At 60.5% G+C, this 25,551-nt stretch carries 27 protein-coding genes, 1 tRNA gene and 1 pseudogene; 11 read left to right on the top strand and 18 right to left on the bottom strand.

Annotated elements, in window-relative coordinates:
* A pseudogene (locus JJJ17_RS06710) lies at positions 1-117 on the top strand (IS5/IS1182 family transposase); the annotation flags it as partial.
* Positions 118-266: 149 nt separating this feature from the next.
* On the opposite strand, the gene JJJ17_RS06705 reads toward JJJ17_RS06710, so the two are convergent.
* The 9 genes from JJJ17_RS06705 to JJJ17_RS06665 form a co-directional block, all read right to left on the bottom strand.
* Complete coding sequence (locus tag JJJ17_RS06705; protein WP_200684678.1) at positions 267-719, bottom strand: hypothetical protein; 453 nt, start codon at positions 717-719, stop codon at positions 267-269.
* Complete coding sequence (locus tag JJJ17_RS06700) at positions 697-2,373, bottom strand: hypothetical protein (protein WP_200684677.1); 1,677 nt, start codon at positions 2,371-2,373, stop codon at positions 697-699. The genes JJJ17_RS06705 and JJJ17_RS06700 overlap by 23 nt, the downstream gene beginning before the upstream one ends.
* A gap of 2 nt (positions 2,374-2,375) precedes the next feature.
* Entirely contained in the window at positions 2,376-2,834 is a 459-nt protein-coding gene (locus tag JJJ17_RS06695; RefSeq protein WP_200684675.1) for a hypothetical protein, read from the bottom strand.
* Positions 2,831-3,385 carry a DUF4123 domain-containing protein gene (locus JJJ17_RS06690; RefSeq protein ID WP_200684673.1) on the bottom strand — a complete coding sequence of 185 codons (555 nt, stop codon included), beginning with the start codon at positions 3,383-3,385 and terminating at the stop codon, positions 2,831-2,833. Before JJJ17_RS06690 ends, JJJ17_RS06695 begins: the two co-directional genes overlap by 4 nt.
* Positions 3,386-3,631: 246 nt before the next feature.
* Entirely contained in the window at positions 3,632-4,630 is a 999-nt protein-coding gene (locus JJJ17_RS06685) for a LacI family DNA-binding transcriptional regulator (RefSeq protein ID WP_200684671.1), read from the bottom strand.
* Positions 4,631-4,701: 71 nt separating this feature from the next.
* A complete protein-coding gene (locus tag JJJ17_RS06680; protein WP_200684669.1) occupies positions 4,702-5,778 on the bottom strand; it encodes an ABC transporter ATP-binding protein in 1,077 nt (358 codons plus the stop codon).
* A 23-nt stretch (positions 5,779-5,801) separates the two neighbouring features.
* Positions 5,802-6,686: a carbohydrate ABC transporter permease gene (locus JJJ17_RS06675; protein WP_200684667.1), complete on the bottom strand. Its 885-nt coding sequence runs from the start codon at positions 6,684-6,686 to the stop codon at positions 5,802-5,804.
* Entirely contained in the window at positions 6,679-7,590 is a 912-nt protein-coding gene (locus tag JJJ17_RS06670; protein ID WP_200684665.1) for a carbohydrate ABC transporter permease, read from the bottom strand. The genes JJJ17_RS06675 and JJJ17_RS06670 overlap by 8 nt, the downstream gene beginning before the upstream one ends.
* A 62-nt stretch (positions 7,591-7,652) precedes the next feature.
* Positions 7,653-8,966: an ABC transporter substrate-binding protein gene (locus JJJ17_RS06665; RefSeq protein ID WP_200684663.1), complete on the bottom strand. Its 1,314-nt coding sequence runs from the start codon at positions 8,964-8,966 to the stop codon at positions 7,653-7,655.
* 438 nt (positions 8,967-9,404) lie between these two features.
* On the opposite strand from JJJ17_RS06665, the gene JJJ17_RS06660 reads away from it, so the two are divergent.
* From JJJ17_RS06660 to JJJ17_RS06645, 4 genes are all read left to right on the top strand, one after another.
* Complete coding sequence (locus JJJ17_RS06660; RefSeq protein WP_200684661.1) at positions 9,405-10,835, top strand: coniferyl aldehyde dehydrogenase; 1,431 nt, start codon at positions 9,405-9,407, stop codon at positions 10,833-10,835.
* A 100-nt stretch (positions 10,836-10,935) separates the two neighbouring features.
* Positions 10,936-11,619, top strand: a complete 684-nt coding sequence (locus JJJ17_RS06655) for an RNA polymerase sigma factor (protein ID WP_200684659.1) — start codon at positions 10,936-10,938, stop codon at positions 11,617-11,619.
* A gap of 93 nt (positions 11,620-11,712) precedes the next feature.
* Positions 11,713-12,234 (top strand): DUF4142 domain-containing protein, encoded by a 522-nt coding sequence (locus JJJ17_RS06650; protein WP_200684657.1) that lies wholly within the window; start codon positions 11,713-11,715, stop codon positions 12,232-12,234.
* A complete protein-coding gene (locus JJJ17_RS06645; RefSeq protein ID WP_200684656.1) occupies positions 12,231-12,563 on the top strand; it encodes a cupredoxin domain-containing protein in 333 nt (110 codons plus the stop codon). Before JJJ17_RS06650 ends, JJJ17_RS06645 begins: the two co-directional genes overlap by 4 nt.
* Positions 12,564-12,829: 266 nt before the next feature.
* Here JJJ17_RS06645 and JJJ17_RS06640 read toward each other — a convergent pair whose 3' ends face one another.
* Positions 12,830-13,426, bottom strand: coding sequence for a TetR/AcrR family transcriptional regulator (locus JJJ17_RS06640; protein WP_200684655.1), 597 nt, complete (start codon positions 13,424-13,426; stop codon positions 12,830-12,832).
* A gap of 254 nt (positions 13,427-13,680) precedes the next feature.
* Here JJJ17_RS06640 and JJJ17_RS06635 point away from each other — a divergent pair, with 254 nt between their 5' ends.
* Positions 13,681-15,105 (top strand): MFS transporter, encoded by a 1,425-nt coding sequence (locus JJJ17_RS06635; protein WP_200684654.1) that lies wholly within the window; start codon positions 13,681-13,683, stop codon positions 15,103-15,105.
* 187 nt (positions 15,106-15,292) lie between these two features.
* Here JJJ17_RS06635 and efp read toward each other — a convergent pair whose 3' ends face one another.
* Entirely contained in the window at positions 15,293-15,856 is a 564-nt protein-coding gene (efp, locus tag JJJ17_RS06630; RefSeq protein ID WP_200684653.1) for an elongation factor P, read from the bottom strand.
* Positions 15,834-16,031: a hypothetical protein gene (locus JJJ17_RS06625; RefSeq protein ID WP_200684652.1), complete on the bottom strand. Its 198-nt coding sequence runs from the start codon at positions 16,029-16,031 to the stop codon at positions 15,834-15,836. The genes efp and JJJ17_RS06625 overlap by 23 nt, the downstream gene beginning before the upstream one ends.
* Positions 16,032-16,213: 182 nt before the next feature.
* On the opposite strand from JJJ17_RS06625, the gene JJJ17_RS06620 reads away from it, so the two are divergent.
* On the top strand, positions 16,214-16,540 hold the full coding sequence (locus tag JJJ17_RS06620) for a DUF6280 family protein (protein WP_200684651.1): 327 nt from the start codon (positions 16,214-16,216) through the stop codon (positions 16,538-16,540).
* A gap of 142 nt (positions 16,541-16,682) precedes the next feature.
* Here JJJ17_RS06620 and JJJ17_RS06615 read toward each other — a convergent pair whose 3' ends face one another.
* Positions 16,683-17,120 carry a MarR family winged helix-turn-helix transcriptional regulator gene (locus JJJ17_RS06615; RefSeq protein ID WP_200684650.1) on the bottom strand — a complete coding sequence of 146 codons (438 nt, stop codon included), beginning with the start codon at positions 17,118-17,120 and terminating at the stop codon, positions 16,683-16,685.
* 171 nt (positions 17,121-17,291) lie between these two features.
* On the opposite strand from JJJ17_RS06615, the gene JJJ17_RS06610 reads away from it, so the two are divergent.
* Positions 17,292-17,795 (top strand): hypothetical protein, encoded by a 504-nt coding sequence (locus JJJ17_RS06610; RefSeq protein ID WP_200684648.1) that lies wholly within the window; start codon positions 17,292-17,294, stop codon positions 17,793-17,795.
* Here JJJ17_RS06610 and JJJ17_RS06605 read toward each other — a convergent pair.
* Together JJJ17_RS06605 and JJJ17_RS06600 are read right to left on the bottom strand one after the other, a co-directional pair.
* Entirely contained in the window at positions 17,792-18,745 is a 954-nt protein-coding gene (locus JJJ17_RS06605) for a 1-phosphofructokinase family hexose kinase (RefSeq protein WP_200684646.1), read from the bottom strand. The genes JJJ17_RS06610 and JJJ17_RS06605 overlap by 4 nt on opposite strands.
* Positions 18,742-19,149: a metallopeptidase family protein gene (locus JJJ17_RS06600; protein ID WP_200684644.1), complete on the bottom strand. Its 408-nt coding sequence runs from the start codon at positions 19,147-19,149 to the stop codon at positions 18,742-18,744. The genes JJJ17_RS06605 and JJJ17_RS06600 overlap by 4 nt, the downstream gene beginning before the upstream one ends.
* Positions 19,150-19,226: 77 nt before the next feature.
* On the opposite strand from JJJ17_RS06600, the gene gltX reads away from it, so the two are divergent.
* The 3 genes from gltX (at position 19,227) to JJJ17_RS06585 (ending at position 21,397) form a co-directional block, all read left to right on the top strand.
* Entirely contained in the window at positions 19,227-20,552 is a 1,326-nt protein-coding gene (gene gltX / locus JJJ17_RS06595) for a glutamate--tRNA ligase (protein ID WP_200684642.1), read from the top strand.
* Between the two features lie 113 nt (positions 20,553-20,665).
* Positions 20,666-20,742 (top strand) — tRNA-Met (locus tag JJJ17_RS06590).
* Positions 20,743-20,836: 94 nt separating this feature from the next.
* Complete coding sequence (locus JJJ17_RS06585; protein WP_200684640.1) at positions 20,837-21,397, top strand: MOSC domain-containing protein; 561 nt, start codon at positions 20,837-20,839, stop codon at positions 21,395-21,397.
* A 237-nt stretch (positions 21,398-21,634) separates the two neighbouring features.
* Here JJJ17_RS06585 and dinB read toward each other — a convergent pair whose 3' ends face one another.
* From dinB to JJJ17_RS06570, 3 genes are read right to left on the bottom strand one after another with little or no spacing between them, the layout of a single operon-like run.
* A complete protein-coding gene (gene dinB, locus JJJ17_RS06580; protein WP_200684638.1) occupies positions 21,635-22,738 on the bottom strand; it encodes a DNA polymerase IV in 1,104 nt (367 codons plus the stop codon).
* A complete protein-coding gene (gene ygfZ, locus JJJ17_RS06575; RefSeq protein ID WP_200684636.1) occupies positions 22,735-23,454 on the bottom strand; it encodes a CAF17-like 4Fe-4S cluster assembly/insertion protein YgfZ in 720 nt (239 codons plus the stop codon). The genes dinB and ygfZ overlap by 4 nt, the downstream gene beginning before the upstream one ends.
* The gene (locus tag JJJ17_RS06570) at positions 23,451-25,118 is read right to left on the bottom strand and encodes an ABC transporter ATP-binding protein (protein ID WP_200684858.1); all 1,668 of its coding nucleotides are present in this window, start codon (positions 25,116-25,118) and stop codon (positions 23,451-23,453) included. Before JJJ17_RS06570 ends, ygfZ begins: the two co-directional genes overlap by 4 nt.
* Positions 25,119-25,551: the final 433 nt, after the last annotated feature.

Raw genomic sequence — 25,551 nt, 5'->3', positions numbered from 1 at the left:
AACAAGCTGAAAAACAGCCGCCGGCTGGCAAACCGCTACGACAAAACTGCAGACAGTTTCCTCGGCTTCGTAGACGTCGCCTGCATCAGGCTATGGCTCCGCCATTCGTCAACATGACCTAATTGTGTGTCTCACACATTCAGTGAGAATTAACAATTACTATAGCAACTTAAAAATCTAGACTGGCCCTCGCTCACCGGCGCACCAAAAAATGATAATAGTCCAACATACTTGTGAAAACGCCTTCAATAAATACCATATATCACCTAAGAAATAGCATTCCCATGACGGCGTCCCCATTCTTCATGGTCTTTTTGCAACTTCGAAATCTTCTTAATTGCCTGCTCGAGATAGGACTTTAGCTTTCTATCCTCTTCGGGATACATCTGACGCGCAATCGCATTGGCGTCCTTCAAATATTCCATAAAGTCGGGCAAAGACATTCGCTCTTCCAGTTCAAAATCAGTATCAAAATCAAGCCAGAATGAGACATAACCATACGCCTCAACCGGCGTTTCAAAGTCATCATAAAGATATGGAAGATCCGCTCCTAAAGAAAAATGCGGACTGTTACTTCCGGTACCCTGCCCATCTGCTACTGCATCCCAGAAATTCTTCCAATTACTATCATGGCAAAAATATTCGAAAATATTTGCAGCCAATGAAGAGTATTTCTGGACGGCATAGAGACGCGCATCACCGCTGTTGCGGAACAACATAATAAAAACTCCTGATAGTGTATTGGCTATTTCCATGTCCTGTGATATGAAAATCTACTCTTATGCCAGTTTTTGTGTGCCCAGTAACGCTATTGCTAGATGCATTGGGCTTGAAAGACGGTCGCATCATGGCGTTCTTAAGTGCCTCACGCATATCCCGCAACACCTCTCTGGCTGGCCGTTGCGAAAGATCAACGATAGTCTTGGTTTCGCGCTTTGCATACTGTCCTCCGGCTGCTCGCGGCGGCTGACCTGGCATACTCCCTGATTGCCTTCTAGGTTGATAGCTTTGTTCGATAATCCCTTTTCCATATTTCCCATCTGGATGGGCTCTTGAACTCAAGTAACGGCCGCCGCTAACCTGAAGGTCTCGCATGAAGGTCTGGGACGTATGCCCGCCGTTGAACTGCCCGTTCGTCCTGACCCCGTCACCGTCGAAAAAGTGCCTGATGGAATGGCGCAGATTGAACTTCGCCCCGTTGAATGTATGCGCCTTTCCAGACTTCGACGGTCTCCGGCTGGCCGCTTGTGTGTGTGCAACATATCCATTTCGGCTTGCCGCTGATGCCCGCTTGTTACTTCCGTTCCCGCGTTTCGGAAAGCGCCCCGTTCCAGTGCCGCGCATGGAGGTGCCGCGACCCCGCCCGCCGCCGCCACGTTGCTCGGCGTGGGCGGGCGACGCAATCAGGCTGCCCGCATACGACCACAGACCTTCAAAGGTCTCGGCAGCGCGATTCAGAAAGTCATCGACATCAGCATCGATCTGGGCATTCGAGATGGTTCCCTCGAAAAGCTCCAACATCATTGCGACAGCTTTCCACATGCGAAATATCTGCCAATCGCCTGCGGAGGTTTCACTATGTGAGCTTACGTAATCATCGCGGTAAGAAACACCGTCCGGACCTACAAAAATAGAACCCGCAATCGCACCCATTCCAGTTGAAAACACCTCTTCAACGGGTTCGAAAATCTGCCGGGCGCCAGATGCTTTGTGAGCGTTCGGCGGCACACCCTGCATCGCCATCAATAGATAGCCCTCGGCGGCGTTGCGGGCCGTCAGGGACAAGTCACCATATATGCCAAGCCCCGAACGATACGCTGTGTCGACCTCTGCCATCATATCTAGAATGGCCTCATAGGGGACACCTGCTTTTGCCGAATTGGTCACCTCCAACCAATAGTTATAGCTAGCGGCACTGACCGACCGGACATCCCCAGATACCTGCAATGGACCATCGTAGGTCAGCGGTGTATCGACAAGATAAAGCTGTTCATCGTAGGGCTCGAACTCTCCGAACCGTTCGTCGGTTAAATTCAGTGATACAGTCGTCTTGGCTCCATAGGCAACGTCCACCACGTCAGCGCCAAGTCTCAGGTTCAGGCGTGCGGGCGTCGTTCGTCCGGCGCCGTCGGTAAAGGGCCCTGAAGCTGGAGAAGGCGAGGCGATCGCACTGCCGTCGGTTGCTTCCGTGAGGACGAAATATGGCTCTCCGGTAATCGGTCTGCCGTCGAAATCCTCTAATATCAACTCTATCCAGTCATCGGGGCAGACCTCGCATTCATCCTTCTCGCGCTCTTCGAGGATCTGGATATACCAATCGGGCAGGTTTCCGAGATATTCGGACAAATCATCAATCAAAAGTGGCGAAGCCATCGTTACGATCTCATGTCTAATAGGTAATCAAAATGGCGGCGATAGCGGCCGTATTGAGAGCCTCCGCCGGTCATCAGCTCCGTTCGATCTACTGCCGCGAGATTGTGAAGGGATCGCCCGCTCACATAAAGGATTCCCAGGGCCAAGCCGGTGGCCGGTGCGGTTTTCAGATCGAATGCGCGGAACTCGGAAATATGGGCGCGCGCCAGAGCAAGCAGTTTATCCCTCGAAACGCTGATCGAGGGCTGAGCATATGAAAGAAGATGACCAACGGATCTGTGAAGAAAGGAAACGGTATATCTGCCGTCCACCACATCGACCGCTTCATCAGTGACGTGATCTGCCGTCCGTGACCGGACCACAGCCCGGCCAGCTTCTGCGTCAATCGCAATCAACGTATCCAGGATAGTGCCTCTGAACATGCTGCTTGCTGGGTCCGAGCCGCTGTCCGGAATATTCAACCCGGAGCCCCTGCGTCCCAGAAGCGGTTGTAAAACCATTTTCCCTGCCGGTTCTGGGTTCGAGTGAACTTTCTGAAATGCCGCCAGACCTCATCCAGACCATGGCGTGACCGCAGAAAGATGCCCGGCTCCACGCTCCACAGGTGCCATGACGCCTTGGACTGCGTGAACAGACTGCGAGTGAAATGGCTTTCCTCTTCCAGACGCACGATCCACGGAGCGACGTTTTTGAGCGTTTCGTAAGCATCGCCTTTGAACAGGCAGCGATGCTCCAAACCGCTATCTTCCAGAAGCTCCGGCAGGTTGGCCACCTTCGCGGCATCAAGAACGGCGTAGGTTTGCAAAGGTGGTGCGGTCTGGGTTTCGCTATCCCGTCTGGAGGAATCGCCAGCAACCATCATGTCCTGTTGACCAAACAGAACCTCTCTCAGGGCCTCTGGGATCGTCCGCTTGGGAAAAACGCCGATTTGCGTGCCCAAAGGTTCAACGCCATCAATGACGTGGATCTTCGCCGTCGATGAACAGGCCGAGCGACTGACATCAGGCATCATCTCAGGCTCATGTGAGACCTGCCATGGATCAAATAAATTCGAAGTCATTAAAATGTCGTTCCGGTCTAAATGGCGCGATACTGCCCACGATCTGTCATCATCACAACCCATCTTTGTATCGCTGACAGCACTCAGGCGAATTCGCGCGCTTCCTCATCCTGGGACCAAAAGGACTTGAGTGATGCTGAATCGGTTTGGGCGGATTGCGCCATAACCTTTATCGGCAAGCACAAGCTCTCACGGAGATCAGCCCCTGCCATTGTGTCCACAAGACCGGCGCACGACCAGTTCTGGCCGTAGCCGTCGCGCCTCCAACGGCACATCTTTCATCGCGACCCGGCGACGGATCATATCGGCTGCCGTTCGACCGATTGCCGAGCAAGGCTGGCGCACCACGGTCAGGCGTGGCTCGAAACTTTCGGCCCATTCGAAATCGTCGATCCCGGCAAGCGCGATGTCGCCGGGCACTTTCAGTCCCCGCCGCGAGATTTCGTGCATCGCGCCCAAGGTGCAAAGGTTGTTGCCTGCCAGCACGACATCAGGAGCGCCACCGGAAGCATCCAGAAGCCACGACATGTTGGCGGCGGCCTCTTCCATGCGGTTGGCTGGGGATGTGATCAGGCGTTCGTCCAGCATACCGTAGGCGTGCAAGGCCTCGCGGAATGCGTCGATGCGCTCCATCGTCGTGGTGTAGGTGCCGTGACCGGGGATCATCGCGATGCGTCGGTGGCCAAGCCCGATCAGATGGTCGGTCAACAGCCGGACCGCCTCGCGGTTGTCCAACCCGACCTGATCGAAACGCGGGTCCGCCAGACGGTCAACCAGAACCGCCGGAACCGCCTGTTCATGCAGGTAGTCAAGCGCCGCGCTGTCCGGTCCGGCCGAGGGGGCCAGAATGATCCCGTCCACACGCCGTTGATGCAGGTCGCGGACGATGCGGTATTCCTTGGCCGGGTCGTCATTGCTGTCGAACAACAGAACCGACAGGCCGACGCGGCGGCACTCTTTCTCGATCGCCGAAATGATGTCGAGGAAGAAGGCGTTGACCGTCAGCGAAAAGACCAGCCCGATGGTCGAGGTGGAATTGCGCGCCAGATCGCGGGCGATGGTGTTCGGCACATAACCGATCTCTTCCACCGCGCGCTGAACCAGCGCGGTCGTTTCCGCGCTGACATAGCGGGTACCGTTCAGGACATGGCTGACGGTGGCAAGCGATACACCCGCCCGCTGCGCCACCGTCTGCATGGTTTTTCTGCCGCTATTTTCCATCGCACGCCATATGGCCGGATTGTCGTCGCCCGAAGCGGTTCACAGGCTCAGGCCGCTTCGATCCGCTGGCCGTCATCGGTGCTGAACAGATGCGCCGCGTTCATGTCGAACTCGAACTGACGCACCTGCCCCGGCTCTGCCTGAGCTAGCGCGTCGGCCCGGACGATCGCCCGGAACGGACCCGACACCACATCCAGCAATGTCTCGTTCCCAAGCCGCTGAACGACATCGACGGTCATGCTGACGACGTTGCGGCTCTCGGCCCCCGGCAGTTTGTCGAGCAGGCGGATATGTTCAGGACGCAGCCCGACCGTGACCTTGCCGCGTGCCGTCCCCATGCGGTCCAGCCGCACCCGGCCGTGATCGTCGCCCAAGCCGTCCGGGGTCGCGACGAGATCAAAGAAGTTCATCGCGGGCGAGCCGATGAAGCCTGCGACGAAACGGGTTTTCGGGTGGTTGTAAACGGTCAGCGGCGGGTCGGCCTGTTCGATCCGTCCGTCCTTCATCACCACGATGCGCGCACCCATGGTCATTGCTTCGGACTGATCATGCGTCACATAAATCGTCGTAATGCCCAGATCGCGATGCATCCGCGCCAGCAGGCTGCGCGCCTCGATCCGCAGCTTGGCGTCAAGGTTCGACAATGGCTCGTCCATCAGGAATACGCCCGGATGCCTGACCAGCGAACGTGCCAGCGCCACCCGCTGCCGCTGCCCGCCGGACAGCGCCTTGGGCAACCGGTCCAGATAGCCGTCGATCTGCAGCATCGCCGCGATTTCGCGCACGGTCTGGGCGATCTTGCCTTTCGGCTCGCCTCGCAGCTTCGGGCCGAAGGCGATGTTCTGTTCCACCGTCATATGCGGAAACAGCGCGTAGGATTGAAACACCATCGAGATGTCGCGATCCTTGGGCGGTGCATAGGTGACGTCGCGCCCGCCGATCAGGATCCGCCCCGACGTGACCGTATCCAGCCCCGCGACCAGTTGCAGCGTGGTCGATTTGCCGCAACCGGACGGGCCGACCAGCACCACGAATTCGCCATCCTCGATGGTCAGGTTCAGGTTCGGGAGGACGGTATGCCCGCCATAGGTCTTTTCGATATTTTCAAGGATGACGTCTGCCATTTCTCTCTCCTTCCGCCTATGGCTCAGCCCTTGACCGCACCCGCGAACTGCCCCGAGGACAGCTTGCGATAGGTCAGGATGAACACGATCACGATCGGGATCTGCGAGATCACCAGCCCGGCGGCGGGCATGTTGAAGACCGACATGTAGCGGTCAGAGTTGAGTTTCAGCATCCCCACGGTCAGCGGGAAATTGGATTCCGAGTTCAGGAAGACGAGGCCAAAGATGAACTCTTTCCAGATGGCGATGAAGTTCAGCGTATAGCCGACGATGATGCCGGGCAGCGCCAGCGGCAGGATCACCTTGCTGAAGATCTGGAAATCCGACGCGCCTTCCAGATAGGCGGCCTTGTCCAGCTCTTTCGGGATGCCGGTCATGAAACCGCGCAGGATCAGGACTTGCGAGGGCATGCCGTAAGCTGCGTGGACGATGATCAGCCCCAGCTTGGTGTCCAGCAGGCTAAGCTGCCGCAGGGTGTCGTAAAGCGGGATCAGAACCGTCTGCTGCGGGATCATCAGCCCGGTCAGCAAAAGCGCGAAGATGATCTTCTGGCCGGGGATGTTTTTCCGCGCCAAAGCATAGGCCGGGACCAGCGCCAGGATCACCGCCAAGGCCGATCCAAGCGTGGCATAGATCACGCTGTTGATCATCAGGGTCGAAAAGCCAAGCGCTTCCCACACCGTCTTGTAGGGCGCGAAGGTCAGCGCCGATGGCAGCGAGAAGGGACCGGCCAGAAAGTCGGCATTCGACTTGACCGAGGTGATCAGCACCAGAAGGATCGGCGCCATCCAGAGGATCAGGAACAGGCCCAGACAAAACAGGCCGGGCGCGCGCATGACCCATTTCAATGCGCCGGTCGTCGGACGGGACACGTTGGTCCGGGTCACGGGATTTGCAGCGTCAGCCATCGAACGCCCCTTTCATCAACCGGCTCAGCACCAGCGCGGCAAGCCCCGCCGACAGCACGAGGATCAGCGTCGAAATCGCCGCGCCATAGCCCACGCGAGAGTTCCAGAAACTTTCCAGATAGACCTGATAGCCAAGCACCGTGGTCGAACCGAAGGGCGCGCCCTTGGTCATCACCGCCACAAGATCGAACGCACGCATGGATTCGAAGATGGTCAGCATCACGACAACTGCCGTCACTGGCCGCAATTGCGGCAGCGCGATGCGCGTGGCGATGCGGAAATGCCCTGCGCCTTCTAGCCGGGCGGCGTCCAGCGTCTCTTTCGGCACATCGCCCAAACCGGCGAAATAGAAGATCATCGGCATGCCGGTGAAGGCCCAGCCCGAGACGAAGGCCAGCGTGTAGATTGCAATGCGGTGATCGCCGAACCATTCGCGAATCAGGAAACCAAGCCCAAGGCTTTCCAACGCCACGTTCAGCGCGCCGAACATCGGGTTCAGGATCAGCAGGAACATCAGCCCGACCGCGATCAGCGACATGGTGACCGGGAAGAAGATGACCGTGCGGACCAGCGCCGGGAACGGCACCAGTCTGGCGCGCAGCACATAGGCGATGGAATAGCCCGCGACGACCGGAAAGATCAGCGTCACGACCAGCCAGCGGAAGTTGTTCTTCAGCGCCGTCCACACATAGCTGTCGTTCCACATATCCGTGTAGTTCTGCAGCCCGATGAAGGTCTTGGCACCATCCGCGCCGTTCCATGAAAAGAACGACAGATAGACCGTGTAGAGGATCGGATAACCGACGAAGAGCAGAAAGATGATCGTGGGCACGGCCATGCCGAAGACAGCCACGAAGGCGTTCTGCCGCAGCCAGTCAAGGCCGAGCATGTTCGAGATTTGCATTGGGTTGTTCCCGACTTCGATCTGCGGGACCGCGCGAGTGCCCGCGCGGTCCCTGATGAAGCTCAGTTCTGGGCCTGTGCCAGAACCTCACCGCGAACGCGGATCGCAGCTTCCTCGGTCATCTTCATCGCATCCTCGGGCGAGATCGCCCCGGCCAGCGCACCCTGCACCGCGTCAAGGAAACGGTCCGAGATCGCAGGCGAGACCGCGTGGTCCACATGCATGAAGGTAAAGGCACCCGCACCGGCGATGGCCTTGCCCAGATCCTGCTCCATCTGCGACAGGCTGGTCAGGTCGGCATCGATCCGCGACGGGAAGGGTTTGTCGATGGCCAGCTTCTCGGTCATCGCCTGCTGGCTGACGATCCAGTCGAGGAACTCTGCCGCTTCATCCTTGTGCGGGCTTTTCGCGTGGATCATCAGCGTATCTTCGGCGAAGACCGACATCACCGGATCATGATCCGGGAAGGCGGGCATCGGGAAGAAGCTCATCGGCGCGGTGCAGCACTTCTCGGATTCACCGCGGAATGCGCCAAGGTTGAACGAACCCTGATACCACATCGCTACCTTGCCCTGATCCCACGGAACGAAGGCGGGGGCGAGATCGACCGAGTTGAAGCTGTCCTCGAACATATCGTTCTGGGCCAGATCGACCATCATCTGCGTCACATCAACGGCGCGCGGATCGGTCCACGGAATGGTGTTGTTGACCAGCCCGTCATAGGTTTCCAGCCCGTATTTATTGACCAGAATGGCCGACCACATGAACTGCGCGGGCCATTTCTTCTGGTTGGCAAGGTTGAACGGGGTGATCCCGGCTTCCTTGATCTTCTCGGCATTGGCCATCAACTCGTCCCAGGTGGTGGGCACGGACAGACCAAGCTGTTCGTAGATATCGGTGCGATACCAGACGACCGAGGCGCCGATTTCAGTCGGCAGGAAATATTGCTTGTCGTCGAAAGTCGCCAGCGACACCGAAGCGGGCACCAGCGCGTCCTTCCACCCATATTGTTCGTAATAGGGGGTCAGATCGGCGGCAAAGCCGTTGGCGATCACCTCTGCCGCGCGGCCACCTTCCCATGAATAGAAGATGTCGGGCGGGCTGGACGAGGCAAGCTCGATCGCCTGCTTGGTCTTGTAGGTCTCGCCATCGACGCTGGCGCCGGTGACGTGGATGCGGTCGCCGTTCTTGGCGTTCCACTGATCGATCAGCCAGTTCGCATAGACCTCTGACGACGGCCATGGCGCGCGGTAGAAGTAGCGCAGTTCAACCGGATCAGCCTGAGCGCTGCCGGCAACCGCCGACATGCAAAGCGCCGAAGCGGCCATAAGGCGGAACACCGTCCGGCGTCCGATGCCATTCGAGATATTGAACACAGTGACATCCTCCCAAATGTCGTACCCATGAAAGAAGGCAGGCCGGTATCCTCCGCCCCGAAGCGGTCCTCGCCGGATCTATCGTTGGAACCCTGACCTCTCTCCGCGTCACATCCTGTTCCGCGGCCTCCCTCCATAGGGATAGCAACAAGAAAAGCGCTTACGCAAGCGCTTTCTTATCAAAATGCCATGTCTGTCAGATTGCTGCGGAATTTGGGTGGATGTTGGGGCGAAGCTGAAAATACCAAGCAGGTCAGTTGGCATCCACCGCTGCCCTCGCAAGCAGTTTTCACGAATCGTTGGTTCAGCAGGTACGGATCAAGGCTGGCCTTGACTGCGCAGTCTGCACCAGCAGACTTTCTTCCGACGGCACCCAGAACCGGCGAACCGCATACCCTTGAAGCTACGCAGCCACTACCTTTGCCTGTGGGGGAAACGATGACCCAGACCAAGTTTGACGAATCCGGGATGGCTGCGACCCTCGACCGACAGCGTGCCGCGCATCTGGATGCAGGACCGCCCGATCTGGCACAGCGCAAGGACCGGCTGGCACGGCTGCGCGCAGTCACTCTGGCCCATCGCGACGAACTGGTCCATGCGATCAGCCAGGACTTCGGTCACCGCTCGCGGCACGAGACCGACCTGCTGGAGCTGATGGTCGTCATTCAGGCGATAGACTACTATCGCCATAAACTGCACCGCTTCATGCGGCCCGAGCGGCGGCATGTCGAACCGCTTTATCAAGGTGGCAAGGCGTGGGTCGCGTATCAGCCGAAGGGCGTGATCGGCATCATGGGCCCGTGGAATTATCCGATCTCGCTGCTGCTGATCCCGCTGGCGACCGCGATTGCTGCGGGAAACAGGGCGATGCTCAAGCCTTCGGAGTTGACGCCCCGGACCAGCGCAGTTCTGCAAAAGATGCTTGCCAAGGTCTTTGGCGAAGATGAGATCGCGGTGATCCTTGGCGGGCCAGAGGTCGGCGCGGCGTTCAGCCGCCTGCCCTTCGATCACCTGTTCTTCACCGGCAGCACATCTGTCGGGCGCAAGGTGATGGCAGCGGCCAGCGCCAATCTGGTGCCGCTGACGCTGGAGCTTGGCGGCAAAAGCCCGGCAGTGGTGGCCCGGGGTCAGGTGAACGCGCGGACCTTGAACGCACTGGTCTTTGGCAAGCTGTCGAATGCTGGCCAGACCTGTGTTGCCCCGGATTATGCGCTGGTACACGAGGACGATCTTGACCACTTCGTCGCGGATTATGCGGCGACCGTTCAGCGCTCCTACCCCTCCGGCCCGAACAGCAACGATTACACCGCGATCATTAGCGATCATCATTTTGCCCGCCTGAACGGCTTGCTGGAAGATGCCCGTGTTGGCGGCGTAAAGGTGATTCAGGTCGGCGTCGATCCCGGCAGCGCTATGGCTCGCCCCCGCACGCTGGCCCCGGCGCTTGTTATCCAGCCAGCAGACGACAGCGCAGTCATGCGGGACGAGATTTTCGGGCCGATCCTGCCGATCCGCACCTACACGACGATGGACGAGGTCATTGGTTACCTGAACGCGCGCCCTCAGCCTCTGGCGCTTTACTATTTCGGCGAGAGGGATGCCGACTGCGAGAAGCTGTTGCAGCACACCAGTTCGGGCAATGTCGGTATCAACAACACGCTTTTACATGTGGCCCAGGACGATCTGCCCTTTGGAGGCATCGGTCAAAGCGGCATGGGTGCTTATCACGGGATTGAGGGTTTTCGCGCGATGAGCCATGCGAAGGGGATTTTCGCGCAAAGTCGCTGGAACCTTGCGGGCATGGCGCGAGCCCCTTTTGGCAAGCTGGCCGATCTGGCGATCTGGTTCAATCTGCTGCGAAAGCGGTGAGGCTCACCATATCAATCAAATTATCCCTTTTTGCTGCGAAATGTGGGAACCTGTCCGTCAGGACGGCATCCAACCAGCCAGAAAAAGGGAGAGTAGCGTGATGTTGTCTCTTGATACCGCCACTGGCCAGATGCCTGCCGAAGCCGATCTGATCCAACGCGCCGCCGCCCGCGACAAAGCAGCGATCCGGCTGATCATCCAGATCCACAACCAACGGCTCTATCGGCTGGTCCGCGCCATCACGCTGAACGACGCCGATGCCGAGGATGTGCTGCAAGAGGCCTATCTGCGCGCCTTTCGCAATCTTGACAGCTTCCACGGCGATTCATCGCTGGCAACATGGCTGTCACGGATCGCCATCAACACTGCATTGATGCGGCGTCGGGCCGAACGGCGGCAGAAGCGTCGCGCCCCCGATGCCGCGGCGGTGCAGGCCGATATCATCCCCTTCCCCTCGCCCCCCACACCCGCCGATCCGGAGCGCGTCATGGCACAGCGTCAGATTCTCAATTTCGTCGAACGTGCGGCTGACGCCCTGCCTGATCCGTTCCGCCTGGTCTTCATGGCCCGCGTGATTGAGGGGCTGAATCAGGCGGAAACGGCAGACATGTTGGGTCTGCCCGAGGCCACGGTGAAAACACGTCTGCACCGCGCCCGGAGGATGATCCGCGACCGCGTCGAACAGCAGATCGGACCGGTCATGCTGGAGGCGTTTCCTTTCGCCGGTGCGCGCTGCGCGCGGCTGACCGATGCGGTGATTGCGCGTCTTGATCTTGGCGAATGATCCTGCCGGGTCGGGAACCCCGCCGCTACGACGGCATCCAATCCTGTGCTGACGATATCAGGACGATACCGTCCGAACGCATGGGAGATTGCGATGAAGATGCTTTTTGCCGCCCTTGGCGCTGCCTGCCTGTCCCTTTCTGCCGGTCTGGCGCTGGCCGATGACCGCCCGACCGATCCGCAGATCGCGCATATCGCCTATACGGCGGGGGTGATCGACATTGCCGCCGCCGAACTGGCCCTGTCGAAGACCGCCGATGATGATGTCCGCGCCTTCGCGCAATCGATGCTGGACGACCACAAGGCCGTCAACGATCAGGCGCTGGAACTGGTCGGCAAGCTAGGCGTCACGCCCGAGGATAACCCGACCAGTCAGGCACTGGTGGCCGCAGCGGATGCGAAGCGGGCAGAGCTTGCTGCGCTGGACGGTACCGCCTTCGACGCCGCCTATATCAACAATGAAGTGGATTATCACGCTCAGGTGCTGGCCGCGTTGGACGGATTGCTGATCCCATCAGCCCAGAATGCTGAGCTGAAAAGCCTGCTTGAAACCGGCTACAAGCTGTTTCAGGGCCACCAGCAGCATGCGGAGCATGTGGTGGAGGCATTGAAATGACCTTGCGCCATATGAACCGGCGTGAGGTGATCGCGGCGGGTGTGCTGCTTGTCGCAAGTGCAGACGCGGTGAGGGCGCATAACGGCACCATCCATGTGAAGATCAAGGATCTGGCCTTCTCACCGCAAGAGATCGAGGCAAGGCCGGGCGAGATCATCGAATGGAGCAATGAGGATCGCATGGCCCATACCGCAACGGTGCGCGGCGGGTGGGAGGTGATGATCCCGGTCGGCGCCAAAGCCACGCATGTGGTTCAGGCAGGCGATAATGTGGACTATTATTGCCGTCTGCATCCGAACATGACCGGGCGGATCAAGGTGATCGGTTAGACGCCGTCTGGGCATATAAGGAGTTATCACCCCGCCGCTTTGCGCGGCGGGGTGCTGAGTTCCCCGCGTGCACCCGGCGACAGTTGATTGTGGTGACTTGCAGGGGCCAATCTGGCGGAAATCCAGACCTTTTTATTTGGGAGCGATGCCTGCCCACCGTCCTTCCCCAACCCCCTCCTGCGTCCTTGGACCGATCGGGATTGCGGCATTCAGATCAGGGCTCGCAACGTCATAGCCACGCTGCAAATCCTCGACATACTGCGCCCTCAACCGTTCTTCACATATCCTCGCACCATATCGGTGATGATCCCGCGCATCCTGTCGAAATCCGAGCCCGGTGCCATCAGCGGCAGCATGGTGGCGATGTTCAGCACCGCGACCAGCACCAGACTGGCATTTTCCACATCCAGCGCAGCATCGGCGCGGCCATCCGCCTGCGCCTCGCGCAATATCTGGATGATCAGAAAGCGGATCGATTCCGTGTCCTTGACCAGTATCTTCTGGACGGCCTCGTTCCGGCCCGCCTCGGCCAGAAGTTCGAACAGAAAGCGGCTGTCGGTCAGATCGTCCCAATCCTTTTTAGCCCATAGCTCCGACAACAAAGTGGTCGCCAGATCGGTGCCTTGCGGAGCCTTGGCGATGTGGCTGTGCAGATCGGCCAGATAGCCCTCGCCCATCTGTTCGATGATCTCATCCTTGCTGCGGAAATAGTAATAAAGATGGCCCGGACTGATCTTCGCCTCTTTGCAGATCAGCGCGATAGAGGTGCCCCGCATCCCGTTGCGCAGAAAGCAGCGACGGGCCGCTGTCAGGATTTCCTGTTTCCGGTCATCGCGGCGTTCCGGGTCGATCTTGCCTGCCATCGCAGCATTCTCCATTCCTAGATCAATCGCTCTAAACTTCTTGACGAATCGTCAGATAAAGATTAGAGTGATTGCTCTAAGATATGGTTCAGTGCATCGATTGTCCAGCCCTGCTTGGTGGATTGGCGCGCTGTTCGGACAGTTGCTGTGTGCGCTTTGCGGCACGCTTGCCTGCTTCAAATATCAGGACGAACCGCCCCGCCTTAGCCAAGGCGCGGGAGAATTTACGTTGGATAAACGAAAGATGGATAATCATGGCTGGAATGATTGAGACCGGCAATTCGGCCGGTGGCTACGCTGATGCGGGCAAAGCTCAGGGATCGTGGCGCGATCTGCTGGCGGCGCCGCATCTGGCGGTGGTGACGGTGCTTTCCGGGGGAGTGCTGCTTTATGCGATGAACCTCTATTTCACCGCGGCACTGATGCCGACCATCGTGTCGGATATCGGGGGGCAGGAATATTACGCTTGGGTGACGACAGCCTTTGTCGTCGCGGCGATTGCGGCATCGCTTTTCGTCAGCCGGATGTTGCAACGGCTTGGCACGGCCAAGACCTATATTCTGGCCTCGGTGATCTTCGCCATTGGCGCGCTGGCCAGCGCCTTCAGCACCAAGATGGAGTTTCTGGTGCTGGTGCGGATCGTTCAGGGGATTGGCGGCGGGCTTCTGGCCGGGCTGGCCTATGCGGTCATTCGCAGCATGCTGCCCAGCCCTCTCTGGGCGCTGGCGACGGGAACGGTTTCGGCGATGTGGGGAATCGGCACGCTGCTTGGGCCGGTTCTGGGCGGTCTTTTTGCCGAGTTCCAGTTGTGGCGCGCGGCCTATGCCAGCCTTGCGGTGGCCTCGGTCGTGCTGGCGGTAATCGCCTATCGCGCGCTGAAGGATGATGCCGGGACGGTCGCTGACAGCCCCCTGCCCTTTGGTTCGCTGATCATCGTTTTTGCGGCGATTCTGGCGATCAGTCTGGGCTCGGTGCTGCCGATGGGCTGGCCGATCATTGCGACGTTGCTGGTGGGGCTTGGCCTGTTCTGGGTCTTCATCGCCATCGAGCGCAAAAGCGACAACACCATTCTGCCGGGGATCACCTATCAGAAAGGCAACAAGCTGAAATGGATCTACCTTACCATCGCCGCGCTGAGCGCCGGGGTCATGGTTGAAAACTTCATCCCGTTGTTCGGTCAGAAATTGGCCGGGTTGTCGCCGCTTTGGGCTGGTCTTTTGGGCACGGTTTTGTCCTTCGCCTGGGTGGTGGCGCAGTTCTTCACGCTGTCGATCCAGTCCGAGGCGAAACGGGCGCGGGTCATCCGCACGGGTCCGGTGATCCTGACCGCAGGGCTGATCGCCTACGGGCTGACCCAGCATGCGGATGCCGGGCCGATTGTCATCGCCATCTGGGTCGCAGCGCTGGCGCTGGCCGGAGCGGGGATCGGCATGGCATGGCCGCTGCTGGGCGTCGCGGTGATGAACAGCACCGATGATCCGAAGGAAGGTGGCCGGGCGGCTGCGGCGATCTCTACCATCCAGTTGCTGGCGTTTTCCTTCGCCTCGGCGATCAGCGGCACCCTGATGGCGACCGGAGGATCGTCGCTGGAACGGTCGGCGGCCTATGTCATTCTGGGGACCGCAGCGATGACAGCAATCGGGCTGTTCTCGGCCGTCTCTGCCACCCGGAAAAGCTGAGATCATTCAGCGCTGCCGGTAGCCGATGCTTATCGGCTACCGGCATTTTCATAGCTTCTGCCAGCTTCCCCCACTCGCAGATCGAAAACCTGATCGCTTGGGAAAACCTATCCGCGACATTACCCAAGAAAAACGCCCCGCAGATCATCTGCGGGGCGTTGAAACAGTTTCTTTGTTAGCGCTAAAATCAGGCGCGTTCGCTGTATTCGAACACTTCAGTGTTGACGATGATGTCCTCGCCTTCGCCAACGAAGGGCGGGATCATGATGCGAACGCCGTTGTCGAGAATCGCCGGTTTATAGCTGTTCGCAGCGGTCTGACCCTTCACCACCGGCTCGGTCTCGGCGACCTTGCAGGTGACTTTCTGCGGGATCGACACCGACAGAGCCTCTTCACCGTAATATTCGATGGTCGCGGTCATGCCGTCCTGCAGGAACGGGCGGCGATCACCCAGCAGATCGGCGTCAAGCTCGGTCTGCTCAAAGGTTTCGCTGTCCATGAAGACCAGCTTGCCATCGGTTTCATACAGGAATTGCTGGTCTTTCTGGTCCAGACGGACGCGCTCGACCTTGTCTTCGCTGCGGAAACGCTCGTTCAGCTTGCGACCGTCGCGGAGGTTCTTCAGCTCGACCTGAGCGAAGGCGCCGCCCTTGCCGGGCTTGACGTGGTTGACCTTTACGGCTGCCCACAGGCCTCCGTCATGCTCCAGCACGTTGCCGGGGCGGATTTCATTGCCATTGATCTTCGGCATTCAGGGACTCTTTGCGAGAAATGTGGAATTTCTGCCGTTCGGGCGTTGAACGGCTTTGTCGCGCCCCTATATCGACACCGGCGATGGTAGGCAACCAAATCGCTTTTCGCGTGTTGTCAAGCGGCAGGGGTGGCAAAAAGCCGCCGAAACCAGTCAGGTGATACGCATTTTTCATGCTTTTTGCATGCTATGCAGAATAAGCATGGCAGACATGCGAGTGAAGGAATATCGAATCGCCGATGTTATCGTCTATCAGACGGTCACCGTCGGAGAAACGGACGTAAAAACAAGGGAAGCCGCTCAAGGTCTTCCCAAGGCAGCGGCGTCGTTCGCGGCCAACAAGAATGGACGAAAGATATGCGCGATTTTGTTGACGGTTCGGCTTTCAATTTTGAACAGGGTCAGCGGGCACGTAAACTTTTCGCGGCCGTGGTGCTGGCTGCGCTGGATGATGCCATCGCAGATGACAAGAAATACGGTAACGGCCCCGAACAGATCGCCCGCTGGGCGCGTTCGCGCGATGGCCGCGACGTGCTGTCCTGCGCCGGGATCGACCCGAACGAGCGTGTCGTGAAGGGTCTGATGGAATTCGTGTCGAAGGGTGTACGCACCTCGGTCGCGCTGTCGCGCGAGGAAAGCGAACGCCGCATGGCCGCAGAGGCCGACGAAGCCGAAGCCGCCTGAAAAGGCTGAACCACCGAATGATCAAGGCCGTCCCTCGGGGCGGCCTCTTTTATTTTGGAACGCGGCACAAGCCCTGCCAGGGCAATACAAGGTCACGAATTCTTCGCCTGAGAATGCGATAGCGTAGAGTCTGCGCTGACCGCTAATCCGCACTCGTCAAAAGTGCATCACGCAGGCGACGAACCTCTTTATTAAGGGTGATCATCTCTTCCACGGTCATGCCGGCTTTCGCGAAAAGCGCCTCTCCCAGACATCGGCTTTGCGAGCTCAGCGCTTTGCCCTGATCGGTCAGGCTGACCCAGACCCTGCGTTCATCCTCGGCGCTGCGACTGCGACCGACAAGCGAAGCGGCCTCTAATCTTTTGATCAGCGGCGTGATGGTGCTTGGCTCAAGGTCCAGTCGCGCGGCGATTTCACCGATACTTAACCCGTCTTTCTCCCAAAGAACGCTGAGCACAAGATATTGCGGATAGGTAATTCCAAGCCCGTCAAGCAGCGGCTTGTAAAGGCGGTTGATCGTTATGGAGGTCGCGTAGAGCGAGAAGCAAAGCTGATCTTCAAGCGGGATGAGTTGGGTCATGCGGTTACATATCACAAAACTGTTTATCGCGATATATGAAATCTGGACAAGATCGACAAGGCAAGCTATCAACTATATATCGCGATAATCAATGTTGCGATATGCATTAAGCAAACGCAACCGATCGCGCACCAAGGCACATGCCCTGCGACGAACAGGAAAGGATTTGATATGTTCGGCATCACTCCGCTTGGCTGGCTGCACACCCTTGGCAGCCTTCCCGCTATTCCCGCCGCCATTTACATGCTTGCCCGTCATGGCCGCATTGTGCCCCGGTCTCCTGCCGGACAGCTTTACTTCATCTGTATGGTAATCGGCGCGCTCACCGTATTTCTGGTGGCAAAGGCCCCGGTCAGCCCTATCGTCGCCGCCGTGACGCTGATTGTGCTTTTTGCCGGTTACGGCGTTGGCAGAATCCCGTTTCTGGGGCGCGCCGCGGTCTATCTCGAAACATTTCTGCTGACCCTGACCGTCTTCCTGCTGATGGTACCCACGGTGTCCGAGACTTTGCGCCGCGTGCCCGACGGAAATCCGATTGCTTCCGATCCGAATTCGCCCATCCTGAAAGCCGCGCTTGCGTCACTTGCGGCGATGCTGGTTTTGGGTCTTGCGGCGCAGTTCATCCATCTGATCAGAACAGGCGGTGAAAAAGAGCGGGCGGATACCGTCAACTAAAGCCGTGTCACCACCCGCGCCTTGTAAAATGCCTCGACCTGCTCTGCCCGGCACAACTCGGTCGCGGGCGTCATCACCGCTGCCGAAGCCGCCGCCGCACCCAGGGCCAGCGCATCCTCGACCGGCCAGTCGCGGGCGATGGCCAGCACGAAACCGGCAAGGAAGCTGTCGCCCGCACCGACCGAACTGACCACGTTCACGCGCGCTGCCTCGGCATGCCATGCGCCGTCGGGACCAGCGATGACCGAGCCGTCATCGCCCCGCGCCACGATGACCGCTTTCGCCGCGCCGTCCTTGACCAGTCCCGCCGCGAAGGCCGCACTGTCGCTGCGCAGCGGCAACGGGCGGCCCGCCAACGCTTCTGCCTCAAGGCTGTCCATCCGCATCACATCAACCGGCGTCGATGAGCCTGCCAAAGCCGTCAGCACCTCGCCCGAGGCATCGACCAGCAGCTTCGCCCGGCTGTCGCGCAGGCGCACGACCAGCATCTGTTCAAACCCCGCCGCAACCCCCGGCGGGTTCGAGCCGGTCACCACCACCCATCCTCCGGCACGGGCGGCCTCTGCAATCGCTGACATCATGTCGGCGATATGGGCGCGGTGCCATTCCGGCCCCGGCATGACGAAGCGATAGGGTGCGCCGGTGCGCCGGTCCATCACCGCCAGCGATTGCCGCGTCTCGCCCGGCGCGGTCAGCTTGACCACCGACAGACCGTCGGATTTCAGCATCTCGGCGATCCGCATCCCGGTCGCGCCGCCAAGCGCCACCATTGCCGTCGATTGCCCGCCCAATATCTTGATCGCCCGGCTGACATTGATACCGCCACCGCCCGGCACCGCCACCGGCTTGTCACAGCGCAGCCGCAATTCGGGCCGGATCTCGTCCGTCGCCGTTGACAGATCCAGCGCCGGGTTCAGCGTGACCGTCAGGATCGGCGACTGATCGATCATTCCCACCACCGATCGATCCGGGCGATATCCTCGTCCGACCAGCCGAAATGATGCGCCAGTTCATGCACCACCACATGCGCGACCAAATCGCCCAGCGTCACATTCCCGCGCGTCGCCCATTCATCAAGGATCGGGCGACGGAACAGCCAGACGATATCGGGCTGACCGGGCTGATCGGCAAAGGATTTCTCGGTCACCGGGATGCCGTCATAAAGCCCGGTCAGTTCGAACGGATCATCGATCTGCAATTCGTCCAGCATATCCTCGGCCGCGAAATCGGCGACGCGGATCGCCACATCGGCGGCGCGGGACGCGAATTCCTCGGGCAAAAGCGCCAAAGCCGAGCGGGCCATCGCTTCGATCTCGGCCTCGTCCGGGGCCGTCATCTCGTTCCAGTCCGTCATCCGCACCTCCTGCATGTCGCCCCTGATATGGACAAAAAACGCCGTCTGTGAAAGAGCAGGCGGAACAGGAGACGCCCATGACCATCACCCGCTTCGCCCCTTCGCCCACCGGCCATATCCATGTCGGCAACCTGCGCACCGCGCTGATGAACTATCTGATCGCACGCAAGGCGGGCGGCAGCTTCATCCTGCGGCTGGACGATACCGATCAGGAACGCTCGAAGCAGGAATATGTCGATGGGATCAAGCGCGATCTGGAATGGCTGGGCCTGACCTGGGACCGCGAGGAACGCCAGTCGCTGCGCCTTGACCGATATGCCGAAGCCGCGGACCAACTGCGCGCCGCGGGCCGGCTTTACGAGGTGTTCGAGACCCCGACCGAGCTGGATCTGAAGCGCAAGAAGCAACTGAACATGGGCAAGCCGCCGGTTTATGACCGCAGCGGGCTGAACCTGTCGGATGCCGACAAGGACAAGCTGCGGGCCGAGGGGCGCGAGGGCTATTGGCGCTTCCGGCTGGATCACGAACGGATCGAATGGGCCGATGGCATCCTTGGCGATATCTCGATCGATGCCGCCTCTGTCAGCGACCCGGTGCTGATCCGCGCCGATGGGCAGGTGCTTTACACCTTCGCCTCGTCTGTCGATGACCGCGACATGGAAGTGACCAATATCGTGCGCGGCGCCGACCACGTGACCAATACCGCCACCCAGATCCAGATCATCAAGGCCATTGGCGGCACGCCCCCGGCCTTTGCCCATCACAGCCTGCTGACCGGCGCGCAGGGCGAGGAGCTGTCCAAGCGCATCGGCGCGCTGTCGATCCGCGATCTGCGCGAATCCGGCGTCGCCCCCGAGGCGCTGCTGTCGATGATGGCGCGTCTTGGCTCCAGCCAGCCGGTCGAGTTGCGGATGTCGCTGGACGAGATCGCCGAGGGGTTCGATCTGTCGCAATTCGGTGCCTCGCCCACGAAATTCGACCCCGAGGATCTGTGGCCGCTGACCCGCGAACGCAATCACGCGCTGCCCTATGAGGCGGTGAAGGATCGTATCACGGCGCTTGGCGTGCCTGCGGAACTGGGCGAGCGTTTCTGGCGCGTGGCGTCGCAGAACATCACCCGTCTGGACGATCTGGGCGCGTGGTGGGCGATCTTCCACGACGGCGCCGAGCCGCAGATCGATGCCGAGGATGCCGATTTCGTGGCAGAGGCGATGACGATGCTGCCGCCGCCGCCCTATACCGACGCCACCTGGGGCGAATGGACGGCGCAGGTGAAAGAGGCGACGGGCCGCAAGGGCAAGGGCCTGTTCATGCCGCTGCGCAAGGCGCTGACCGGGCAGGCCCATGGGCCGGACATGTCCGACGTGATGCCGCTGTTGCAGGTGGTGCGGGCGCGCGGCTAAGGCCTTTATCCGGGGTCGATGCCGGGACGGCGAGGTGTCGCGGAAAAGCTGCCGAAAATCTTCGGATTACGCTTGACGCCCCCCGCGCCCTCCCTTACATCGCCCCCACCCGTGGCGGAGTAGCTCAGTTGGTTAGAGCAGAGGAATCATAATCCTTGTGTCGGGGGTTCAAATCCCTCCTCCGCTACCATTTTCCCTGAAATATCCGGTGCATCCGGCACCGTCGCCCAAGGCGACCGGGGATTTCGGCGGGACGATCTCTATCTTGCGATGAGAGGCCGGAAATGACTGCACATCACCCAACCGCAGCAGAGCTGACCCGCGCCCTGCCCCATATCCTCGCCGCGCCCAAGGACCATGCGCGGGTCGAGCAATTGTGCTTTCGCCCCGGTTATGGTCAGCGCGAGTTTCCCGAGCGGCTGGAACTGACGCGGGCGCATGGGATACCGGGCGAGCGCTGGTTGACCGCGCCGTGGCTGAAGCTGGCCGATGGATCGCCCGATCCGCGCATTCAGGTGTCGATCCTGCCGCTGAGGGTCCGCGATCTGGTCTGGCGCGACCCGGATGCAGCACCACATCCCGGCGATCCGATCATCTGCGATCTGGACACCAGCGAGGCCAATCTGCCAACCGGCAGCCTGCTGCGCGTGGGGACGGCGGTGCTGCGGGTATCGGATGTGTTCAACGATGCCTGCGTGAAGTGGAAGGTTCGCTATGGTCAGGCCGCGAAGGATTGGGTTGTGGCGGAAGGCCATCCGCCGCTGCGCCTGCGCGGCATCCTCTGCTCGATTGAAGAGGATGGCGAGGTGCGGCTGGGCGATGTCGTGCAGAAGATCGCGGTGTAGAGGGCGTCGTGCTTCCCTGGATTTTCGCGCAGGCAGAGGTCCGAAAGGGAAATGTCCAGTGGACATTTTCTCGGACCGATTTCCCGAAGGCGCAAGCCGTAGGGAAAGGGGTGTGCCACCAGTCCGAACAGCAGCAATCCGGGCGCGGCTGACTGGGCTGGCGCGGTAACGCGCCTGCCAAAGGGCAGGCAGGCGCGGCCGGATTTGTCGCGGGACAAATCCAGCGAAGCGTTTCCATCAATCGAACAGGTCCAGTTGCCCGTCGTCATAGGGCTCGTCATGGTCAAAGCCTGACAGCGTGACCCCCAACAACCGCGCGCCACGTGGATCGGGCAGCACCGTCTCGGTCAGTTCGCAGGCGATGGCCAGCAATTCCGCCTCGGATTGCACGGCGCGGCCAAGGGTGCGGGCGCGGGTGACCTGTTGGAAATCAGCGTATTTCACCTTCAGCGTCACCGTGCGGCCCTGCAATTCGTTGCGGATGACATGGCGCCAGACCTTCTCGGCCAGGGGGGCTAGCTCTTGCTGCGCCTCGTCCAGCGTCATCAGGTCGGTGAAATAGGTGTTCTCGGCCCCCACCGATTTGCGGATACGATCCGGGCTGACGCGCCGGTGATCGATCCCGCGCGAGATGTTCCAATAATATTGCCCCGACTTGCCAAAGCGGCGCTTGAGGAAATCAAGCTCCTGCGCCCGCAGATCGGCGCCGGTCTGAATGCCCATCGCGTTCAGCTTGCGCGCCGTGGCCGGGCCGATGCCGTGGAATTTGCCGACCGGCAGGGTCAGCACGAATTCCGGCCCGCGTTCGGGGGTAATGACGCACAAACCGTCCGGCTTGTTCTGATCCGAGGCCAGCTTCGCCAGAAATTTGTTGTAGCTGACCCCGGCGCTGGCCGTCAGCCCGGTCGTCTGGCGGATCATGGCGCGGATCTCGCGCGCCACCTGCGTCGCCGTCTGGCCAGATGCAAGATAATCGGTCACGTCCAGATAGGCCTCGTCCAGCGACAGCGGCTCGATCAGCGGGGTGTAATCGGCGAAGATGTCACGGATCTGGGCGCTGACGGCGCGATAGACATCGAAGCGGTGCTTCACGAAGATCAGATCGGGACAGAGCCGCTTCGCCGTGACCGAGGGCATGGCCGAGCGGACACCAAAAACCCGCGCCTCATAGCTGGCCGCCGCCACCACGCCGCGCAGGCTGGAGCCGCCGACCGCGACCGGCTTGCCGCGCAATTCGGGATGGTCGCGCTGTTCGACCGAGGCGTAGAAGGCATCCATGTCGATATGGATGATCTTGCGCAGAGGCGCGTCAGCGGGGGGCGTATCCGCCCCGGCGCTCATTCGGCGGTGATGCGGGCCTCACCCGCCTGCATCCCCTCGCCCAGCCGGTCGAAGCGGACATAGGCAATGGCGCGGTTGCCCGAGCGGGTGAAGACCGTCCCGACCTCGCGCCCGTCGCGGGTGATCGGCGTGCCGGGAGCGGCCTCGCCGTCGATACCGACGCGGGCCAGACCCTTGCGAAGCTCGGTCTTGTGCTTCATCCGGGCGGTGACCTCTTGCCCGACATAGCAGCCCTTGCGGAAATCGACGCCGTGCAGCCGCTCGAAACCGGCTTCCAGAATATAGGTGTCGTTCGGGATCAGCTCGATCAGCGTTTCGGGGATCTGATGCTCCACCCGGATCGCGTCCCAGTCGCTGCCGTCATCGCCCGCCTTGCCATAAAGCCGCCAGCCAAGCGCCTCGTGCCGGGGATCGGCGATCGCCCCTTCCGGCGCAGGCCCGGTGCCGCGCGCGACCTCCATCGTCAGAGGCTCAAGCATTACCTTCGAGCGCAGCTTGTACATGGTCAGCCGCCGCGCAAGATCATCGGCCAGACGCGCATCGACATCGATCAGCAGGCTGTCACCATCCGGCACGATCAGAAAATCGGCCAGATATTTCCCCTGCGGCGTCAGGATCGCCGCCCAGCAGGGCGCGCGTTTCACGTCATTGGTGACCAGCCCTTGCAGGAATGCCACCCGATCCTCGCCCGAGACACGGATGATCTGACGGGTCATGATTTCTCTCCGAACTGCATCGCGACAAGACGGGCATAGGTGCCGCCTTTTTCCATCAACTGGTCATGATCACCCTCTTCCACAACCCTGCCGCCCTCGATCACCACGATCTTGTCGGCATTGCGGATGGTGGACAGCCGATGAGCGATGACCAGCGTGGTGCGCCCCTGCGAAAGATTGTCCAGCGCCTCCTGCACCAGCCGTTCGCTGGCCGTGTCCAGCGCGCTGGTCGCCTCGTCCAACAGCAGAACCGGGGCGTCGCGCAGCACGGCGCGGGCAATGGCGATCCGCTGACGCTGCCCGCCGGACAGCGATGAACCACGCGGCCCGGCGGCACTGTCGAGGCTGCGGGTGGTGGCGTCGATGAAATTGGTGACATTCGCCACCTCCATCGCGCGCTGCAACGCCTGCTCATCCGCCGAAGGGCGGCCCATCAGGATATTGTCGCGCAGGCTTTCATCGAAAAGCGCCGATTCCTGCGCCACGGTCGAGAACTGATCGCGCAGAACGCCCAGATCGTAATCCGCGACCGGCACACCGCCCAGCAGCACCTGCCCCCGGTCGGGATCGACCATGCGGGTCAGCAGGTTGAAGATCGTCGATTTGCCCGCACCCGAAGGCCCGACCAAAGCCGTCGTCTGTCCGGCCTCGGCAGTAAAGCTCAGCCCGTTCAGCACCAGTTGATCATCATAGGACAGCCAGACATCGTCCAGCCGGATCGCGGTATCGACCGGCGGCTCTGTCCGGTTGCCCGACAGGATCGTCGGCTTGGTATCGATCACCTGATAAATCCGCTCAAGACTGGCGGCGGCGGTCTGCCAGCTTCCGGCCAGCGTGCCAAGGCGGCGCATCGGCTGGAAGGCCAGCGCAAGGGCGGTGAAGAAGGACATGAAGTCGCCAACGCTGCGTTCGCCCTCCATCACCTGCCTGCCGCCAAGTGCAAGGACGGCGATAAAGCCGATGCCGGTGACGATATCGGTCAGCGCCGGAATGACGCTGGAGGTGGCGGCGACCTTCACCTCGGCCTGCCGAATTTTCGCGACGATCTTGGCGAAACGGTGGGTCTGGTCGGCCTCGGCTCGGTTCAGGCGGATCGAGGTGATGCCATGCATCACCTCATCCAGCCTTGTGGCCCGGGCGCTGGCATTTGCCCGGTTCTGGCGCACCTTGCGGCGGATATAGCGCTGCACCATCGAGGCGGGCAGGATCAGGATCGGCGCCCCGATCAGCGCGGCGGCGGTCCAGATCGGATCGACCATCACCGCGACGGCGAACAGCATCACCAGCGAGATCGCATCGCGCGTGGCCCCGGTGATCAGCGTGGCCCAGACCCCCTGCACGGCGATGGTGTCGCCTTGTATCCGCTCGATCATCGCGCCGGGCGGGTTGTCGCGGAAGAACTTGCCGTCCAGCGTCATGATATGCGCCAGCAGATCGGTCTGCATCGCGGTCGAGACGCCCAGCGAAATCCGGCTGAGCAGCGAGCGGCTGGCGATCAACGTGACGGCGCGCAGCAGGAAGACCCCGAAAATCGCGCCCCCGACCCACCAGATCGCGCCTTCCTGCTTGCCGATGAAAACCTGATCGAACAGCGGCTTCAGCATCCAGGAAATCAACGCCAGCGTCGATCCCTCCAGCGTCATCAGGACGAACGCGCCCAGCATGCTGCCCCGGTGCATCCGAAGGTAGTCGTTCCAGAAACGGCGGAACAGCGGGGCGGGCGGGATGGTCTGGCTCACGCTCGGGGTGATCCTTCGTGGCGGCAATCTTGAAAGACAGCCTTAGCGCGGACCGGCACGGGGCGGCAAGGCATGGCGGCGCAGGTTTTCCGCGCCTCGGCAATCGCTTGGCGGGAATGGGCTGGCCGTCGCTGTCGGCAGTTCAGCTTAAAGCAGAGGGTTTTGCGTCGGCGGTTGGGCACGCAGAGGCCTTGCCCAAGAGCGACGCGATTCCGGGCGGACGCGCTGCCATAGGCGGGGCGAGGGAATTGCGGCAACTTTATTTCCTTAGGCGTCCTTACGCACTTGATCTGTCTCGCTCTTTCGAAAGAATATCAAACCGTCCGTGCGTCGAGCCCGATTGGTGCCACTGACCCAA

The sequence above is a fragment of the Paracoccus caeni genome (genome assembly GCF_016629665.1).
Taxonomy (GTDB): domain Bacteria; phylum Pseudomonadota; class Alphaproteobacteria; order Rhodobacterales; family Rhodobacteraceae; genus Paracoccus; species Paracoccus caeni.
This window is presented reverse-complemented; position numbering and strand designations above follow the sequence as displayed.

Bases quoted from the DNA above. Each gene is read 5' to 3' on its own strand.
- JJJ17_RS06705 (WP_200684678.1), bottom strand. From the start codon at position 719: ATGTTGTTCCGCAACAGCGGTGATGCGCGTCTCTATGCCGTCCAGAAA.
- JJJ17_RS06700 (WP_200684677.1), bottom strand. From the start codon at position 2,373: ATGGCTTCGCCACTTTTGATTGATGATTTGTCCGAATATCTCGGAAAC.
- JJJ17_RS06690 (WP_200684673.1), bottom strand. From the start codon at position 3,385: ATGATGCCTGATGTCAGTCGCTCGGCCTGTTCATCGACGGCGAAGATC.
- JJJ17_RS06685 (WP_200684671.1), bottom strand. From the start codon at position 4,630: ATGCAGACGGTGGCGCAGCGGGCGGGTGTATCGCTTGCCACCGTCAGC.
- JJJ17_RS06680 (WP_200684669.1), bottom strand. From the start codon at position 5,778: ATGGCAGACGTCATCCTTGAAAATATCGAAAAGACCTATGGCGGGCAT.
- JJJ17_RS06675 (WP_200684667.1), bottom strand. From the start codon at position 6,686: ATGGCTGACGCTGCAAATCCCGTGACCCGGACCAACGTGTCCCGTCCG.
- JJJ17_RS06670 (WP_200684665.1), bottom strand. From the start codon at position 7,590: ATGCAAATCTCGAACATGCTCGGCCTTGACTGGCTGCGGCAGAACGCC.
- JJJ17_RS06660 (WP_200684661.1), top strand. From the start codon at position 9,405: ATGACCCAGACCAAGTTTGACGAATCCGGGATGGCTGCGACCCTCGAC.
- JJJ17_RS06655 (WP_200684659.1), top strand. From the start codon at position 10,936: ATGTTGTCTCTTGATACCGCCACTGGCCAGATGCCTGCCGAAGCCGAT.
- JJJ17_RS06650 (WP_200684657.1), top strand. From the start codon at position 11,713: ATGAAGATGCTTTTTGCCGCCCTTGGCGCTGCCTGCCTGTCCCTTTCT.
- JJJ17_RS06645 (WP_200684656.1), top strand. From the start codon at position 12,231: ATGACCTTGCGCCATATGAACCGGCGTGAGGTGATCGCGGCGGGTGTG.
- JJJ17_RS06640 (WP_200684655.1), bottom strand. From the start codon at position 13,426: ATGGCAGGCAAGATCGACCCGGAACGCCGCGATGACCGGAAACAGGAA.
- JJJ17_RS06635 (WP_200684654.1), top strand. From the start codon at position 13,681: ATGGCTGGAATGATTGAGACCGGCAATTCGGCCGGTGGCTACGCTGAT.
- efp (WP_200684653.1), bottom strand. From the start codon at position 15,856: ATGCCGAAGATCAATGGCAATGAAATCCGCCCCGGCAACGTGCTGGAG.
- JJJ17_RS06625 (WP_200684652.1), bottom strand. From the start codon at position 16,031: ATGAAAAATGCGTATCACCTGACTGGTTTCGGCGGCTTTTTGCCACCC.
- JJJ17_RS06620 (WP_200684651.1), top strand. From the start codon at position 16,214: ATGCGCGATTTTGTTGACGGTTCGGCTTTCAATTTTGAACAGGGTCAG.
- JJJ17_RS06615 (WP_200684650.1), bottom strand. From the start codon at position 17,120: ATGACCCAACTCATCCCGCTTGAAGATCAGCTTTGCTTCTCGCTCTAC.
- JJJ17_RS06610 (WP_200684648.1), top strand. From the start codon at position 17,292: ATGTTCGGCATCACTCCGCTTGGCTGGCTGCACACCCTTGGCAGCCTT.
- JJJ17_RS06605 (WP_200684646.1), bottom strand. From the start codon at position 18,745: ATGATCGATCAGTCGCCGATCCTGACGGTCACGCTGAACCCGGCGCTG.
- JJJ17_RS06600 (WP_200684644.1), bottom strand. From the start codon at position 19,149: ATGACGGACTGGAACGAGATGACGGCCCCGGACGAGGCCGAGATCGAA.
- gltX (WP_200684642.1), top strand. From the start codon at position 19,227: ATGACCATCACCCGCTTCGCCCCTTCGCCCACCGGCCATATCCATGTC.
- JJJ17_RS06585 (WP_200684640.1), top strand. From the start codon at position 20,837: ATGACTGCACATCACCCAACCGCAGCAGAGCTGACCCGCGCCCTGCCC.
- dinB (WP_200684638.1), bottom strand. From the start codon at position 22,738: ATGAGCGCCGGGGCGGATACGCCCCCCGCTGACGCGCCTCTGCGCAAG.
- ygfZ (WP_200684636.1), bottom strand. From the start codon at position 23,454: ATGACCCGTCAGATCATCCGTGTCTCGGGCGAGGATCGGGTGGCATTC.
- JJJ17_RS06570 (WP_200684858.1), bottom strand. From the start codon at position 25,118: ATGCTGGGCGCGTTCGTCCTGATGACGCTGGAGGGATCGACGCTGGCG.